Genomic DNA, 14,468 nt, shown 5'->3' with positions numbered 1-14,468 from the left:
CAATTAATTCGCTACTTCGCTTATAAACTTAATGCGCATCAGGCGTAGCTCTTCGGTGTCATAGTCGCCGTCAAATTCCTTAAGAGCATCCTTAATACTGTCTGTTTCGCTTTCCATGTAGTAGTCGTGGATTTCTTCCTGTTGGTCTTCGTCTAGTATGTCGTCTACCCAGTAGCTTATGTTCAGCTTGGTGCCGCTGTAAACTATCTGTTCCATTTCCTTAAGCAGGGCGTCCATATCCAGGCCTTTTGCCTTGGCTATGTCGTTTAGCGAAAGCTTACGGTCTATATTCTGAATAATGTACAGTTTCAGGCTGCTGTTTGCCCCGGTGGTTTTTACCACAAGGTCGTCAGGGCGGGTAATGTCGTTATCTGCTACGTAGCGGGCTATAAGCTCTACAAAGTCTTTACCGTACTTTTTAGCCTTGCCTTCGCCCACGCCGTGTACGCTGCTTAATTCCTCTATGTTTATAGGGTATTTTAGCGCCATGTCTTCCAGCGATGGATCCTGGAATACCACAAACGGCGGAACGCCCAGTTTTTTGGCTACTTTTTTGCGCAGGTCTTTCAGCATGGCGGTAAGCGCCTCATCGGCTACGCCGCCACCTTTAGATGCCGTAACCGTAGTATCGTCGTCGCTTTCGGCATAAACGTGGTCTTCGGTCATCATAAACGAAACCGGGTTGCTTATAAACGCTTCGCCTTTTGGGGTAAGCTTAAGTATACCGTAGGTTTCTATATCCTTATCCAGCAAATCGTCTACCAGTACCTGGCGGATAAGCGCTGTCCAGTGCTTTTCGTCAAAATCCTTACCGGCACTAAAAAACGGCTGGGCATCGGTTTTGTGCGCTTTTATTACTGCGTTTATTTTTCCCGTAAGGGTAAAGATGATTTCTTTTGATTTATACAGTTGCTTGGTGTCGCGTACTACCTGCAGCAGGGTAACCACCTGGTCTTTGGCTTCGGTTTTCTTCTTAGGGTTACGGGTGTTGTCGTCCATATCGGCGCCGTCTCCGTTTATCTCGTCAAATTCCTCGCCAAAATAGTGCAGTATAAACTTGCGTCGGCTCATAGAAGTTTCGGCGTATGCCACCACTTCCTGTAATAGCGCGTAGCCTATTTCCTGTTCGGCTACAGGCTTACCGCTCATAAACTTCTCAAGCTTTTCTATATCCTTGTAGCTGTAGTACGCCAGGCAGTGGCCTTCGCCGCCATCGCGGCCGGCACGTCCGGTTTCCTGGTAATAGCTTTCAAGAGATTTTGGTATGTCGTGGTGAATTACAAAACGCACATCGGGTTTGTCTATCCCCATACCGAAGGCTATGGTAGCCACCACCACATCTACATCTTCCATAAGGAACATATCCTGGTGGCGGGCACGCGTTTTGGCATCGAGGCCGGCGTGGTATGGCACGGCGCTTATGCCGTTTACCTGTAGCACCTGCGCTATTTCCTCTACCTTTTTACGGCTTAGGCAGTAGATAACCCCGCTTTTGCCTTTGTGCTGGCGTATGAAGCGGATAATATCGCTTTCCACTGTTTTTTGCTTCGGGCGTACTTCGTAATAAAGGTTTGGCCTGTTAAACGATGCCTTAAAGGTATTGGCATCGGGCATGTCCAGGTTTTTCAGTATGTCTTCCTGTACCTTAGGCGTGGCAGTGGCGGTAAGGCCAATGATAGGCACATCGCCCAGGTTGCGGATTATGTTTCGCAAATTACGGTACTCCGGACGGAAATCATGCCCCCATTCTGATATACAGTGTGCTTCGTCTATGGCTACAAACGATAGCGGTACACTCTGTAAAAACTGGGTGTATTCTTCCTTGGTAAGTGATTCCGGGGCTACATACAGCAGTTTTGTTATGCCGTCTGTAATGTCTTGCTTTACCTGGTTTATTTCGGTCTTGGTAAGAGAGGAGTTAAGTACGTGGGCTATGCCGGGTTCAGACGAAAGTCCGCGTATGGCATCTACCTGGTTTTTCATGAGGGCGATAAGGGGCGATACCACAATAGCGGTACCTGCCAATACAAGCGCCGGGAGCTGATAGCATAATGATTTGCCCCCGCCTGTAGGCATAATTACAAAAGTGTTATGGCCTGATATTATACTGCGCACCACATCTTCCTGCAGGCCCTTGAACGTGTCAAAACCAAAATATTTTTTTAACTCTTTATGTAAGTCAATTTCGGTCGATTTCATTATATGATAATAGTAATTTACATAAATTTGCAGAGAATAAAGATACAAAAATCTTTTATAACAGCAACTTACTTTAAATATTTCGCTCGATTGATTGATACCGAAACAATACTGGCGCTTGCCAGGCAAACCATACTTTCTGAAAGTGAGAGCATTGCTGCCCTTACAAATTACATTGACAACGATTTTACCGAAGCTGTAAACCGTATTTACAGCAGTACCGGCCGCACCGTAATAACCGGTATAGGCAAGAGTGCGCTTATAGCTGCCAAGATAGTAGCTACGCTAAACAGTACCGGAACGCCGTCTTTATTCCTGCACGCAGCCGAAGCCATACACGGCGACCTGGGTATGGTGCAGCCCGGCGATGTGGTAATATGCATAAGCAACAGCGGCAACAGCCCCGAGATTAAGGCGCTGGTTCCGTTGTTAAAACGTGGCGGCAATACGCTTATAGGCATGACCGGTAATAAAAATTCGGTGCTGGCTAAGGAATCCGATTTGGTACTGCACTCGTATGTAGACAAAGAGGCCTGCCCGCTAAACCTGGCGCCTATGAACAGCACTACGGCACAGCTGGTGCTGGGCGATGCCCTGGCGGCCTGCCTTATGGAGCTGCGCGGTTTTACACCTGAGGATTTTGCAAAATACCATCCGGGCGGTGCGCTGGGCAAAAAGCTGTTACTTCGTGTGTCCGACCTGTTGGATGTTAGCCGCAGGCCTGTGGTACTGCCTACTGATAGCGTGAAGGTAGCCATACACGAAATTTCGAACAAAAGGCTGGGTGTTACTGCGGTGCTGGAAGATAACAAAGTTATTGGTGTAATTACCGATGGCGACGTGCGCCGCATGCTAAACGACCGCGACAACATAGCAGGCGTTACCGCAGCCGATATTATGACGAAGAATCCTAAATCGATAACCTCTCACGATATGGTGATAGATGCCTTTAATATTATGGAAAACCATGCCATTACCCAGCTTGTGGTAGTAGATAATGGCGAGTACAAAGGCATACTGCACCTGCACGATATTTTAAAAGAAGGAGTTGTATAAAACCATTTTATGGCAAAAAAGAACAAAGAAGGCGGCGAAATGTCGTTCCTGGATCATCTGGAAGAACTAAGGTGGCTGTTAGTACGCAGCTGCGCTGCCATAGCCATTGGGGCTGTTATTGCATTTACATTCAGCCGTGAAATATTTGACGATATTATATTCGCGCCACTTAAAGGTAATTTTATTACCTACCGCGCTTTTTGCGAAATGGCTAACCGCTACGACCTGGACAAAAGCTTTTGCGTACAGGAAATACCGCTGATTATACAAAGCCGTACCATGGACGGGCAGTTTAGCACCGATATATGGACCTCTATAGTAGCCGGACTTATTATAGCGTTCCCTTTTATATTGTGGGAATTGTGGAAATTCATCCGCCCGGCGTTGTATGAAAAAGAACGCAAAGGTGCTGTGTCCTTTATTACCGCTACCTCAGTACTGTTCTTTTTGGGTGTGCTGTTTGGGTACTACCTTATTATGCCGCTGTCTATCAACTTTTTGGCAAATTACAAGATTAGCGAAATAGTACACAATAACATCGACCTCGACTCGTATCTTAGCGTGGTGAAAACCACCGTTATATCATGCGGGCTTGCCTTTGAAATGCCTATAATAATTTTCTTTTTGGCTAAACTGGGGTTAGTTACGGCATCATATTTGCGCAAGTACAGGCGCTATGCTATAGTTATTATACTATTTGTAGCGGCTATAGTAACCCCACCCGATGTGGTGAGCCAGCTTACGGTAACCATACCATTAATGATATTGTACGAGGCAAGTATACTTATTGCGGCACGTACTAACAAAACACCTAAAACTGTGGAATAATGGCAGACTTAGTACAAGAATTTAACGACTACCGCCAAAAGATGAACGAAAAGCTTTTGGCCGATGATAATAAGGTTATAAAACGTATCTTCAATCTGGATACCAATGCCTATATGGAAGGCGCCCTTGACGTAAAAACCAAGGAGCTGCTGGGGCTTGTGGCAAGTGCCGTACTGCGCTGCGACGACTGTGTAAAGTACCACCTGGAAACCAGCTATAAAGAGGGCCTTACCAAGGCTGAGGTTATGGAGGCGTTAAGCATAGCTACACTGGTAGGCGGTACCATAGTAATACCGCACCTGCGCCGTGCCTACGAGTTTTGGGAAGCGCTGGAAGATAGTGCATCCGTTTAGTTAATGTAACAGTGTTTTTAATGTAACAGTGTATCAATTGTTTAATGTATCAATGCCTAAGTGCATCAATTGTTACATTGATTCATCGGTAAATTGCTACATTAATTCATTAGTAAATCGTTACATTGATTCATCGGTAAATTGTTACATTGATTCATCAGAAAATCGTTACATTGATTCATCGGTAAATTGTTACATTGATTCATCAGAAAATCGTTACATTGATTCATCGGTAAATCGTTACATTGATTCATCAGAAAATCGTTATATTGATTCATCGGTAAATTGTTACATTATAAAATTGCTACATTAAACAATTAAAGTAATGAAGTTAAGGGCAGAAAATTTAATAAAAACATATAAAGGCCGTAGTGTGGTAAAAGGCATTTCGGTAGAGGTAAACCAGGGCGAAATTGTGGGGCTGCTGGGGCCAAACGGTGCCGGTAAAACTACCTCGTTTTACATGATTGTGGGGCTTGTAAAGCCAAACAGCGGTAAGATTTTCCTGGACCAGACCGAGATTACCGATTTCCCGATGTACAAGCGTGCACAGCACGGCATAGGCTACCTGGCACAGGAAGCATCGGTTTTTCGTAAGCTGAGCATAGAAGACAACATACTAAGCGTACTACAGCTTACCACCCTGACCAAAAAGGAGCAGGAGGCCAAGATGGAGGCGCTTATAGAGGAGTTTTCGCTGGGACACATCCGTACAAACCGCGGCGACCTGCTGAGCGGTGGCGAACGCCGCCGTACTGAGATAGCCCGTGCACTGGCTACCGATCCTAAGTTTATATTACTCGATGAGCCGTTTGCGGGGGTAGACCCCGTAGCGGTAGAGGACATTCAGCGTATTGTAGCCCAGCTGAAAGACCGCAACATAGGCATATTGATTACCGACCACAACGTACAGGAAACCCTGGCTATTACCGATAAAACCTACCTGATGTTTGAGGGTGGTATCCTTAAGGCAGGTGTGCCCGAAGACCTGGCAAGCGACGAAATGGTGCGTAAGGTATACCTGGGGCAAAACTTTGAGTTGCGCCGCAAAAAGATCGACTTTTATGCACCCAAGCCCGGCAAGCAACAGGAAGCTGAGGTGGTTACCGAAACTGCTACCGACAGCACAGAGGAATAACCTGAAAATTTTATATATTAGCAAACGCACCTTACGGGTGCGTTTTGTGTTTATTGTTTGCGCGATTAATAAGTAGCGTGTTTTCAATTTTAAAAACTGGAATGTTATGTATAATATTAAATATGAGATTCAACTCCAGGATTCTGAAATGGTTTATCTGTACGGGAAAGACTTTAGTAGTGACACAGTAACTTTTAATAGATACCATCATAAAATGTTAACTCAGCTGTATCATGCGGTATTAGAGACTGGATTCCCTGTTAAAGTGACTGATAAGGAGGATAACTCTGTGCAAATAATTGATTCCCAAAAGGAGTTTGATGTATGGATCACTACAACCCAGTGTTTTAGTATAGAAAACAGGAATAAATAAATAATTACATGGGTATAAAGGAGCATTGCGAAGCTATTTATCACTTGCTTGTGCAGGTGGGCGAAACCGGCTGGGCAGTCAGGTTCGACGATTTTATAGCCCAACTTGAAACCGGTGAAAACAAGGCTGTTTACCGAAACATACTGTCTGTGTACGGTGGGGCGGGGTCGTTTGCAGACCTGGTTCTTTATAAAGACGGAGCGCTGTGCATGGAGGAGAACGACGAACTGAATCGTCTTAGAAACGGACTTTACAGTGCAATAGGCTCCCTTTGGGATTAAAGTATTACCCACATATAAATAACCTAATCAATATGCTAAATCAACCATCACTTACTACACAAATCATTATTAACGGCGAGCCTCATGAGTTAAAAATATACGGCACCGTAGACAAGTCGTCTGATTTCCATTACTATACTTTTGCCCTGAAAGACCAAAACAGGATTGTTATTTCTAAGTTAGACGGAAATCAGTGGAAGTTAACCAATAGTTTTAGCGAACACAATGATGATATAGCAGCAATACTGGGCAAAATAGTAGAAAGCTATGACCATGTGCGTAACATGGAATATGTTGTTAAAACCTTGCAGCCCCGGCTGCAACTTGCAAAGGAAAGCACCAATTTGTTAAGGGAGCGCGAAATATTATTAGAGATAAGCGATACGCTGATAAGTGAGTTCCCCGGCGGATTGCGGGCCGAACCGCTTTACAGTTTTGCCCTTGATGTAATAAATGAACTTATGGGGCTGCAAATAGGTCTGGGTTCGTCTAAGGCCTATGAACTAACTGATTTGTACCGTGAACCCCTGTTATGCCAAAGGCAACTGATTAAAATGGTGGTGCCGGCTGACGATAAAATGCAAAAAATGATGACCCGTTTTATGTCGGGTGGGTAATAGGTTGCCGGTTTTGATTGCCTCTTACTTTTGTTGTGTTCCTTTTTTAGGGTTTATAGCATATTTACGTTGAAATGCGTTTTAAGGTTGTCCATTAAATAGGTTAAATGCTGTGCGGTAAAAAGTGTTGCCAAGTTTTTGTGGTTAACCAGGTTTACAGTGCAGTTTTGCAGGGTTAGGTGTTTCAGGCAGTCATAAAATGCATCGAGGTTGCTTCCTATATACGCTTTAGGCCCCATGAGCGATTCGGCGAGCTGTGTGTAAAACATAAACTTAGTGTGCATAGTATTGCAGTCTAACGTAATGTTTTTATCACAAAGCGTTTGTTCGCTAATGCCATTCAGCCTAAGGCAGGCTAAATTATAGCTGTACTGGCACTTCAGGTATTGCATTAGGTGCACTGGTTCGTCGTTAAAAAAAAGCACATCAATTACTGATTGGTCATACTGGCTGTAATCAGGTACTTCAATAATATCTGCAAAAACGCACACACAAAACGTACTTTTTATAAACAATGGCTGGGTAATGTGCCACTGTTCCGTATGGTAAAGGTTTTGTTCAGTGCCGTTATCAAGGTGAATTTCAGCCAGTATAATACTGCCTTGTTCTACCATCATTTCTTCAGCAGCTTCAAAATGATAGAGGTAATGTTCTCCCCGGCTGTCAGAGAAAATATAAGCGGCTTGCCCCAATAAGTGGCCTTCTAAAGAAATTTTAATGGGAATCATGTGGTTGGTTTATTCAGGTTTTAAACGATAAAGAATTGAAATCGGCAACAAATGCCTACAGTCTCTCATCTCTCATCTATTATCTATTATCTCAGCGCCTGCCGCAATGTAAAATCCATTCCGTTCAGCGTAGTCTATTGGCGAGAAAAAGTTGTAAATAAAGCTAACACAAAAGTAGGTGATAGCCCTGAGTGTTGTTGCTATTGTTTTAAAAATTTCATTTTCTGCCTGTTGTTGCCTGTTGTTATTTCGGTAAAATACATTCCGGGAGGCAAATGGCTTGTGCTGATTTTCGAGGTGTTTTGTGCGGTAAGTACTTCTTTTCCGTCTATGGTAACAACTTTTATGTTTTGTATAGGTTCCGAAAAAAACAATATGTCGGCGGCAGGATTTGGGTAGGCTGTAATGTTCATTTTTTCAGGTATATCTATTCCCGATACAACTTCTCCCAGTTGTACTACCCAAAAGTCTTCATTGCCTAGGTTTCCTCCCACATCGCCATCACCCGAACGGCTGTTGCCTACAATAATATATTCGTTGTTGGCTGTTTCGCGCAGGCCTTTTACATAATCAAGATTGCTGCCTCCCATGCTTTTTTGCCACTCTAATGTTCCGCTGCTGCTTAGCTTTACTACCCAGTAGTCGGTATTGCCTTGATTTACGGTAAGGTCGCCGTCAGCCGACATGGCATAGCCACCTAAGAGATAGCCGCCGTCTTGTGTAGTTATTACATCATAAGTTGTTTCATTGTTTGTGCCTCCCATGCTTTTTTGCCACTCTATGGTGCCTGTAGCATTGGTTTTTACTACCCACATATCGGCTGCCCCGTGGTTTCCGGTAACATCGCCGTCATTTGAAAAAACAAAGCCCGACAGCAGATAGCCACCATCGGAAGCCAGGGTCATTACAAGGCCATAGTCTATACTGGTGCCTCCATACGTTTTTTGCCACATCTTATCGCCATTGGCATTCAGTTTTATAAGCCAGTAATCGTTCATGCCATGGTTTCCGGTAACATCGCCGTTGGTAGATTCTGTAACTCCGGCTACAACATAACCTCCGTCGCTGGTAGGCTGTATGGCCATGCAGATATCATTTAGCGTGCCTCCAAACTTTTTTTGCCAGGTTGTATTTCCTTCGCTGTCAAGTTTCAGCACCCAAAAGTCTGACATGCCGTGGCCTGCTACTGCATCGCCGTCGTTAGAGGTGCTTTCGCCTGCTACTATATAGCCCCCATCGGGTGTGGGGTGTACGCCGTGAGCCACATCATAGCCGGTGCCACCCAGTATTTTTTGCCATTCAGCATTCCCCTCACTGTCTGTTTTTACAATCAGGAAATCATATCCGTACGAACTGTTTGGGCTGTTGTGCGACCCGGCTATAATGTAGCCTCCGTCTGAGGTAAGTGCTATATCGTTTGGCATTTCAGAGTTTACGTTGCCTATGGTTTTTTGCCAAAGTATGGTGCCTGAATCATCTGTTTTAAGCAACCATAAATCCTGCATGCCCACTACTGGCTGGGTAACATCCCCGTCAACAGAGTCGGTGTATCCGGCTATAATGTGGCCGCCTCCGGGCAGATTTTCTACAGCACTAAGGCCGTCGTTTCCGGAGCCTCCGTAAGTCTTTTTCCAGCTGATTTCAGGGGCTTGTGCGTGCAGTGCAGCCCATGTAAGCGCAAGGCTAAGGGTTAGAGAAATTTTGTTCATGAGTAGGTGCTTAGCGTTTGGTTATTTTGCCTTAAAAGCTAATTAAAGTTACGTAAAATCTCTGTAAAACAGCAGGGTAGGGGTAAAATTTCTGTTGTTCGGGCAGGCGTCTATTATCTCAGTGTCTGTTGCAATCAGTGTCTGTCGCAATCAGTAATTATTCCGTTCAGCGTAGTCTATCAGCTTTAATGCAAGGTCTATTTCGTTTATAAAATCGTCGCCTTTATCCGCTTCCTTAACGGCATTAAGAAAATACTGAAACCCAAACATTACATAAAACTCAGATCCGTTGTAGTAGTGTTCTGCCTTGCCTGCGGTTTCTTCAATTTTAAAAAACTCCACCTTGCCGTTGATACCAAAGGGTTTTTGCATATAAATTTCAATTTCGGCAAAACGGTTAATGCCCTGTGCCTTGCAAAAATCTTCGTAGCTGTTGCCTTCGGTAAAGTAGTGTATGAGTTCGGGGAGTGTCATTAATTTTTTATTTTCTGTTTAGCCACGAATTTCGCTAATTAACACTAATTAATTGGTGGTAATTCGTGAAATTCGTGGCAGGTAAGGATATTTACTGCAAAATCTCTATTTCGGCACCGTCCTTTACAGCAATAAACAGCTCATCAATTTCGGCATTGGTTACCGCTATACAACCGTGTGTCCAGTCGTGCCACCGCTGAAACTTGCCTATATAACCACGCCCGTTTTTTATGCCGTGTATCTTAATATCGCCGCCGGGGCTTTTTTCGTATTTGGCAGCATGGGCGCGGTCGGCATCGTTAGGGTAGCTTACGCCCAGGTTTTTGTGGTAGCCGCTATTGGCATTACGGGCGTTTATGGTATAGGTGCCTTCGGGGGTGCAGCCGTCGCCTTCAAACTGTTTGTGCCCCGACGGGTTAAACCCCAAAGATACGGTATAGGTTTTTATTAGCGCGCCATTGCTGTAGGCTTCCATTTTGCGTTTGCTTTTAAGTACCACCAGGCGGTCTATAACCGTACCGGGCGGCAGCATTTTTTCGGGGTAAAAATAGTACACCGTCAGTGCGATGATGACTAAGGTGAAAAAGTACAACATACGTTTTGGTTTCATGGTCGTTGCTAACTGAAAAATGAAAGTACAAAATTAATCGATACGAAAAGGGGGCTGAAAGCGGTTGTTCAGTAAAATGGAGGGAATAAAAAAGACTGCAGAGGGTTGTGTTTTGTAGTTGCTGCAGTGTTGACACTGGTAGCGGAAATGTTTACACTTTGTTTACGCTTTGTAAACTCATTGTATACGCTTTGTACACGCTTTTTTGCGGCAAAAAAAGCTGTGCTAAAAAAATATATAAGAAAAATCCTTCTTTAGTGTAAACCAAAGAAGGACCCGACTTGTAACTTTAAACTTTAAACCTTAAACAAAGAAATTACCATTTTATAATCGCACTGCCCCAGGTAAATCCGCTACCAAAAGCTGCCAGCACCACAGTGTCACCTTCCTTAATTTTACCCTGTTCCCAGGCTTCGGTAAGCGCAATAGGCACAGATGCCGCAGTGGTATTTCCGTATTTCATAATGTTATTAAATACTTGGTCGTCAGTTAGTTTAAACTTATGCTGAATGAATTGACTGATGCGTAGGTTGGCCTGGTGCGGTATCAGCATATCTATATCTGAAACCTGTAAGTTGTTGGTTGTCAATCCTTCCATGATTACTTCGGCAAAACGTTGTACTGCGTTTTTAAACACAAACTGCCCATTCATATACGGGTAGTACGATACGTCTTCCGGGTCGTTCTCGGCAAGGATGTCAGTCACCCAGCGCTTGCCCATTCCGGGAGCTATAAGGCTCAGTTCCTCAGCATGTTGCCCTTCGCTGTGCAGGTGGGTAGACAGTATGCCTTTGGTCAGGTCTTCCTCACGTGTAAGCACGGCAGCACCGGCTCCATCGCCAAAAATAACCGATACGTTTCGGCCCCTTGTGGTCATGTCTAACCCTGTGCTATGTAGTTCAGAACCAATGATTAGTATGTTTTTGTACATGCCGGTTTTAATGAACTGGTCGGCAACCGAAATGGCATATATAAACCCCGAACACTGGTTACGGATATCCAGCGCCCCCACGGTACGGGTAAGGCCTAAATCCCTTTGTACCAGTACACCCGGTCCCGGAAAATAATAGTCAGGACTTAGCGTGGCAAAGATGATGAAATCAATATCGTCTTTGCTTATACCGGCACGTTCTATGGCTACCTGTGCGGCTTTTACGCCCATGGTTGTGGTAGTGTCGCCATCGCCTTTAACTACGTGGCGGCGCTCCTGTATGCCGGTACGCTCCTGTATCCAGGCATCGTTGGTGTCCATTAATTTAGAGAGGTCGTCGTTTGTTACTACGTTTGATGGTACGTAGTACCCGAGGCCTGATATCTTAGAGTGGTACATTTTTAGTATTTTATAAAATGCGACGTAAAACTATTTTGTTTTTTGTGTAAAAACCAAATTTACAATATTTTTCTAACAAATGCGTATTTTTCAGCTACCAAAGGCGTTACGGTCTACCGCCAGGGTTACTTCGGTTTCGGCAGGTATTTCCTTTTGGTTTTCAAAGAAGATAACCTGCCTACCCAGCGCTCCTTTAACCAGGTAGCGGTTGCCTTTAAAATAGCACTGTTTTACGGTTACTTTAAGTGGGCCGCTTTCGGCTACAATAAGCTGGTGCGGGTATATAAGTACGGTTTCTTCAGTGTTTTTTGTAAGGGTAAGCAGTTCCAGTTTTATCTCGTTTACCTCACCAAAAAGCGATGCTGTATACTTGTTTGTGGCATTAAAATAGATGTCCCTGCTGGGGGCTTTGTCTATAAGCCTGCCGTCTTTTATTACTATGGTTTCATCGGCAAAAGACAGGGCATCGGTACTGTCGTGGGTGGCTACAATTACGGTAATGCCTTTCTTTTTCAGGTAGGCAAACAGGTTTCGGCGCAGGGCATTTTTTCTGAAGTTATCTATATGGCTAAAGGGTTCGTCCAGCAGCAGTACTTCGGGTTCCAGAGCCAGTACCTTGGCCAGGGCTATGCGTTGCTGTTGCCCGCCGCTAAGGTATTGTACTTTAGTGTCTGCAAAGGCTTCCATTTCCACAATTTGCAGTAACTCCATTATGCGGTTTTGTTTTTCCTCTACATAGATGTTACTCAGGAAGCTTCCTACATTTTCTGCTGCTGTGGTGTAGGGCATAAGGTCAAAATCCTGTGCCAGGTATTTCATATAAGGCATACCGGGTATCAGGTTGAATTTTGGGCCTGTTACTACTTCGCCTTTATAGGTAATTTCACCCCCGTTCAGGTCATAGAGGCCGTATACAAGTTTTAGCAAAGTACTTTTGCCACAGCCACTTTCGCCTATTACGGCTATGTTTTGGCCTGTCTTTGCATTAAAGCTTATGTTGTGTATTATTGTGGTTTCGGTATACCCGAAAGTTATGTTTTTTACTGCCAGCATACGACTCGTTAAATTACCATGCAAAAATATTCAATAAGAATTTACGGAAATTAATTTTATTAAAAAAATAGGGTTTCCAATCACTTAACTGTTAATCGTTAAAAAAAAGGCACATAATATTTAAAAAATGGCAATATTTCTCTTGTCTGATAGGTAATTAATGTTTAAAAAACTGCAAACGAGCTTTTTATATGTTAATTTTCAAAAAAAGTTAATATATTTGCAAAGTTCCTAAAAAAATTAACCAATGAATAAAATTACATTACTTGTAGTAGCTATGCTAGTTACCGCGTCTGCATATTGTCAGCGCAGGCAATTTTCGATTGAGGGGGGGTATGGGCTTGGAATATCTGGAAAGCCTATTAGTACTGAATTTGGCCATTTTGAAGGTGGTGTAAGGTACATGTGGAATGAATCATGGGGGGTAAAACTGGATGCCGGTTTTGATAAGTACCGCTATGATGCCACACCTACACTGGAAACCGGTACAAACTACACCAGGGTTTCGGTTCAGGCTGTTTACAACCTGGGGCGTTTTTTAGACTGGGCTGAGTATGTTGATAATCTTAACATCCTTGCTCATGGTGGTGTCGGTTATTCTCAGATTAAGCCTATAAACATGCCTGAAGGTGACCAAACCGACAGTATGTCAAACGTTGTGCTTGGTCTTACTCCGCAACTGTACCTTGGTGAGCGTGTTTCTCTTTATGCTGACTGGACTTATGTTATGAACTACTCTCAGCACAGGGATTATGATGGACAATTTCATGAACCTAGCACGGACAAGGGAGCTAAAAGGTTTATAGGTGGTACTTCTACAATATCGGTAGGGATTATCGTTTATCTTGGACGTTACGCATCAGACAACGACTGGAGGTAATATTAAAAATATTTCATAGAATTAAGGCTGCTTTTGCGGCCTTTTTTTATGCCCGAAATTAAGTGTATTTTAACAGGGCTTGTAAGCTATTATTGTCAAATCCGGCGTTATAGCAATAAAAGTACCTATGCCTTACTATTACATGAGCTTTATATAAACAGGCCGCACGGCCGTAAAAACTTATGTATGAAAAAGAAGATGAGCCTAATCGCATTGTTTATGTGCGGTGCCGCATTTGCGCAGGAAAAAAACCATTTCAGCCAATATTCTGTTGAAGCCGGTTACGGATTTAATTACAGTCGGGGCCCTGTGCTTAGCGGCTTTAACCACTTTGATGTAGGTGTGCGGTATATGTATAACGAATACTGGGGTGCAAAGGCAGACTATGGCTATGATATGTTTAAATCAGGCGTAGGTGAAAATACTACCCTGAACAGATTGTCATTACAGGCGGTGTACAATGTAGGCAGGGCATTTAGGGTAAGCGATGTGGCAGCCTATACCTTTAATATGCTGGTGCATGCCGGTGGGGGAGCTACAATACTGAAAACGGAAGAAGGCGCTACTGATAAAGGCGGACATTTTATAATAGGAGGTACGGCACAGTTTTACTTGTCGCCAAATGTGGCTATTACAGGAGACCTTTCGGGAGTGCTAAACTTCAAGCAGAACTATGCTTTTAACGGTAATGGGCGTTATGACTATTTTACGGGGAAATATGCCACACTAAGTGTAGGGCTTACATGGTATTTCGGGCGGAATGGCTCCACTTCAGACTGGAGGTAATTTTAAGTAATAAATATCCGGATATAAAAAATGGCTGCTCTCATATGAGGCAG

15 protein-coding genes are annotated in these 14,468 nt (G+C 43.9%); 8 read left to right on the top strand and 7 right to left on the bottom strand.

The features are described from left to right. Nucleotides 1-3: 3 nt before the first annotated feature. Nucleotides 4-2,199: a DNA helicase RecQ gene (recQ, locus tag ACLI1A_RS18115; RefSeq protein WP_411410108.1), complete on the bottom strand. Its 2,196-nt coding sequence runs from the start codon at nt 2,197-2,199 to the stop codon at nt 4-6. Between the two features lie 90 nt (nt 2,200-2,289). Here recQ and ACLI1A_RS18110 point away from each other — a divergent pair, with 90 nt between their 5' ends. From ACLI1A_RS18110 to ACLI1A_RS18085, 6 genes are all read left to right on the top strand, one after another. Next, nucleotides 2,290-3,255, top strand: coding sequence for an SIS domain-containing protein (locus ACLI1A_RS18110; RefSeq protein WP_411410107.1), 966 nt, complete (start codon nt 2,290-2,292; stop codon nt 3,253-3,255). 9 nt (nt 3,256-3,264) lie between these two features. Then, complete coding sequence (tatC, locus tag ACLI1A_RS18105) at nt 3,265-4,083, top strand: twin-arginine translocase subunit TatC (protein WP_411410106.1); 819 nt, start codon at nt 3,265-3,267, stop codon at nt 4,081-4,083. Continuing rightward, a complete protein-coding gene (locus ACLI1A_RS18100; protein WP_411410105.1) occupies nt 4,083-4,436 on the top strand; it encodes a carboxymuconolactone decarboxylase family protein in 354 nt (117 codons plus the stop codon). The genes tatC and ACLI1A_RS18100 overlap by 1 nt, the downstream gene beginning before the upstream one ends. 325 nt (nt 4,437-4,761) lie before the next feature. Beyond that, on the top strand, nt 4,762-5,574 hold the full coding sequence (gene lptB / locus ACLI1A_RS18095) for an LPS export ABC transporter ATP-binding protein (RefSeq protein WP_411410104.1): 813 nt from the start codon (nt 4,762-4,764) through the stop codon (nt 5,572-5,574). A 381-nt stretch (nt 5,575-5,955) separates the two neighbouring features. Continuing rightward, the gene (locus ACLI1A_RS18090; protein WP_411410103.1) at nt 5,956-6,228 is read left to right on the top strand and encodes a DUF6966 domain-containing protein; all 273 of its coding nucleotides are present in this window, start codon (nt 5,956-5,958) and stop codon (nt 6,226-6,228) included. 32 nt (nt 6,229-6,260) lie between these two features. Beyond that, nucleotides 6,261-6,845, top strand: coding sequence for a hypothetical protein (locus ACLI1A_RS18085; protein WP_411410102.1), 585 nt, complete (start codon nt 6,261-6,263; stop codon nt 6,843-6,845). Nucleotides 6,846-6,898: 53 nt separating this feature from the next. Here the strand turns inward: ACLI1A_RS18085 and ACLI1A_RS18080 are convergent, their stop codons facing one another. From ACLI1A_RS18080 to ACLI1A_RS18055, 6 genes are all read right to left on the bottom strand, one after another. Further along, nucleotides 6,899-7,573: a barstar family protein gene (locus ACLI1A_RS18080; protein ID WP_411410101.1), complete on the bottom strand. Its 675-nt coding sequence runs from the start codon at nt 7,571-7,573 to the stop codon at nt 6,899-6,901. Between the two features lie 200 nt (nt 7,574-7,773). Next, nucleotides 7,774-9,282 carry a T9SS type A sorting domain-containing protein gene (locus tag ACLI1A_RS18075; RefSeq protein WP_411410100.1) on the bottom strand — a complete coding sequence of 503 codons (1,509 nt, stop codon included), beginning with the start codon at nt 9,280-9,282 and terminating at the stop codon, nt 7,774-7,776. A gap of 150 nt (nt 9,283-9,432) precedes the next feature. Then, nucleotides 9,433-9,756, bottom strand: a complete 324-nt coding sequence (locus tag ACLI1A_RS18070; RefSeq protein ID WP_411410099.1) for a hypothetical protein — start codon at nt 9,754-9,756, stop codon at nt 9,433-9,435. A gap of 91 nt (nt 9,757-9,847) precedes the next feature. Further along, a complete protein-coding gene (locus ACLI1A_RS18065; protein ID WP_411410098.1) occupies nt 9,848-10,351 on the bottom strand; it encodes a L,D-transpeptidase family protein in 504 nt (167 codons plus the stop codon). Nucleotides 10,352-10,682: 331 nt separating this feature from the next. Then, complete coding sequence (locus ACLI1A_RS18060; RefSeq protein WP_411410097.1) at nt 10,683-11,696, bottom strand: 3-oxoacyl-ACP synthase III family protein; 1,014 nt, start codon at nt 11,694-11,696, stop codon at nt 10,683-10,685. A 90-nt stretch (nt 11,697-11,786) separates the two neighbouring features. Further along, complete coding sequence (locus tag ACLI1A_RS18055; protein ID WP_411410096.1) at nt 11,787-12,749, bottom strand: ABC transporter ATP-binding protein; 963 nt, start codon at nt 12,747-12,749, stop codon at nt 11,787-11,789. A gap of 247 nt (nt 12,750-12,996) precedes the next feature. Here ACLI1A_RS18055 and ACLI1A_RS18050 point away from each other — a divergent pair, with 247 nt between their 5' ends. Both ACLI1A_RS18050 and ACLI1A_RS18045 read left to right on the top strand, forming a co-directional pair. After that, nucleotides 12,997-13,629: an outer membrane beta-barrel protein gene (locus tag ACLI1A_RS18050; RefSeq protein ID WP_411410095.1), complete on the top strand. Its 633-nt coding sequence runs from the start codon at nt 12,997-12,999 to the stop codon at nt 13,627-13,629. A 186-nt stretch (nt 13,630-13,815) separates the two neighbouring features. Next, the gene (locus ACLI1A_RS18045; protein WP_411410094.1) at nt 13,816-14,415 is read left to right on the top strand and encodes an outer membrane beta-barrel protein; all 600 of its coding nucleotides are present in this window, start codon (nt 13,816-13,818) and stop codon (nt 14,413-14,415) included. The last annotated feature ends 53 nt before the right edge of the window (nt 14,416-14,468 follow it).

Origin of the sequence: Flavobacterium sp. RHBU_3 (genome assembly GCF_046613565.1) — a bacterium.
Taxonomy (GTDB): Bacteria; Bacteroidota; Bacteroidia; order Flavobacteriales; family Flavobacteriaceae; genus Flavobacterium.
Note: the sequence above shows the minus strand (reverse complement) of the source record. Positions and strands in the feature narration are given on the sequence as shown.

Bases quoted from the DNA above. Each gene is read 5' to 3' on its own strand.
- ACLI1A_RS18075 (WP_411410100.1), bottom strand. From the start codon at position 9,282: ATGAACAAAATTTCTCTAACCCTTAGCCTTGCGCTTACATGGGCTGCA.
- ACLI1A_RS18080 (WP_411410101.1), bottom strand. From the start codon at position 7,573: ATGATTCCCATTAAAATTTCTTTAGAAGGCCACTTATTGGGGCAAGCC.
- ACLI1A_RS18070 (WP_411410099.1), bottom strand. From the start codon at position 9,756: ATGACACTCCCCGAACTCATACACTACTTTACCGAAGGCAACAGCTAC.
- ACLI1A_RS18045 (WP_411410094.1), top strand. From the start codon at position 13,816: ATGAAAAAGAAGATGAGCCTAATCGCATTGTTTATGTGCGGTGCCGCA.
- ACLI1A_RS18055 (WP_411410096.1), bottom strand. From the start codon at position 12,749: ATGCTGGCAGTAAAAAACATAACTTTCGGGTATACCGAAACCACAATA.
- ACLI1A_RS18050 (WP_411410095.1), top strand. From the start codon at position 12,997: ATGAATAAAATTACATTACTTGTAGTAGCTATGCTAGTTACCGCGTCT.
- lptB (WP_411410104.1), top strand. From the start codon at position 4,762: ATGAAGTTAAGGGCAGAAAATTTAATAAAAACATATAAAGGCCGTAGT.
- tatC (WP_411410106.1), top strand. From the start codon at position 3,265: ATGGCAAAAAAGAACAAAGAAGGCGGCGAAATGTCGTTCCTGGATCAT.
- ACLI1A_RS18090 (WP_411410103.1), top strand. From the start codon at position 5,956: ATGGGTATAAAGGAGCATTGCGAAGCTATTTATCACTTGCTTGTGCAG.
- ACLI1A_RS18065 (WP_411410098.1), bottom strand. From the start codon at position 10,351: ATGTTGTACTTTTTCACCTTAGTCATCATCGCACTGACGGTGTACTAT.
- ACLI1A_RS18060 (WP_411410097.1), bottom strand. From the start codon at position 11,696: ATGTACCACTCTAAGATATCAGGCCTCGGGTACTACGTACCATCAAAC.
- ACLI1A_RS18100 (WP_411410105.1), top strand. From the start codon at position 4,083: ATGGCAGACTTAGTACAAGAATTTAACGACTACCGCCAAAAGATGAAC.
- recQ (WP_411410108.1), bottom strand. From the start codon at position 2,199: ATGAAATCGACCGAAATTGACTTACATAAAGAGTTAAAAAAATATTTT.
- ACLI1A_RS18085 (WP_411410102.1), top strand. From the start codon at position 6,261: ATGCTAAATCAACCATCACTTACTACACAAATCATTATTAACGGCGAG.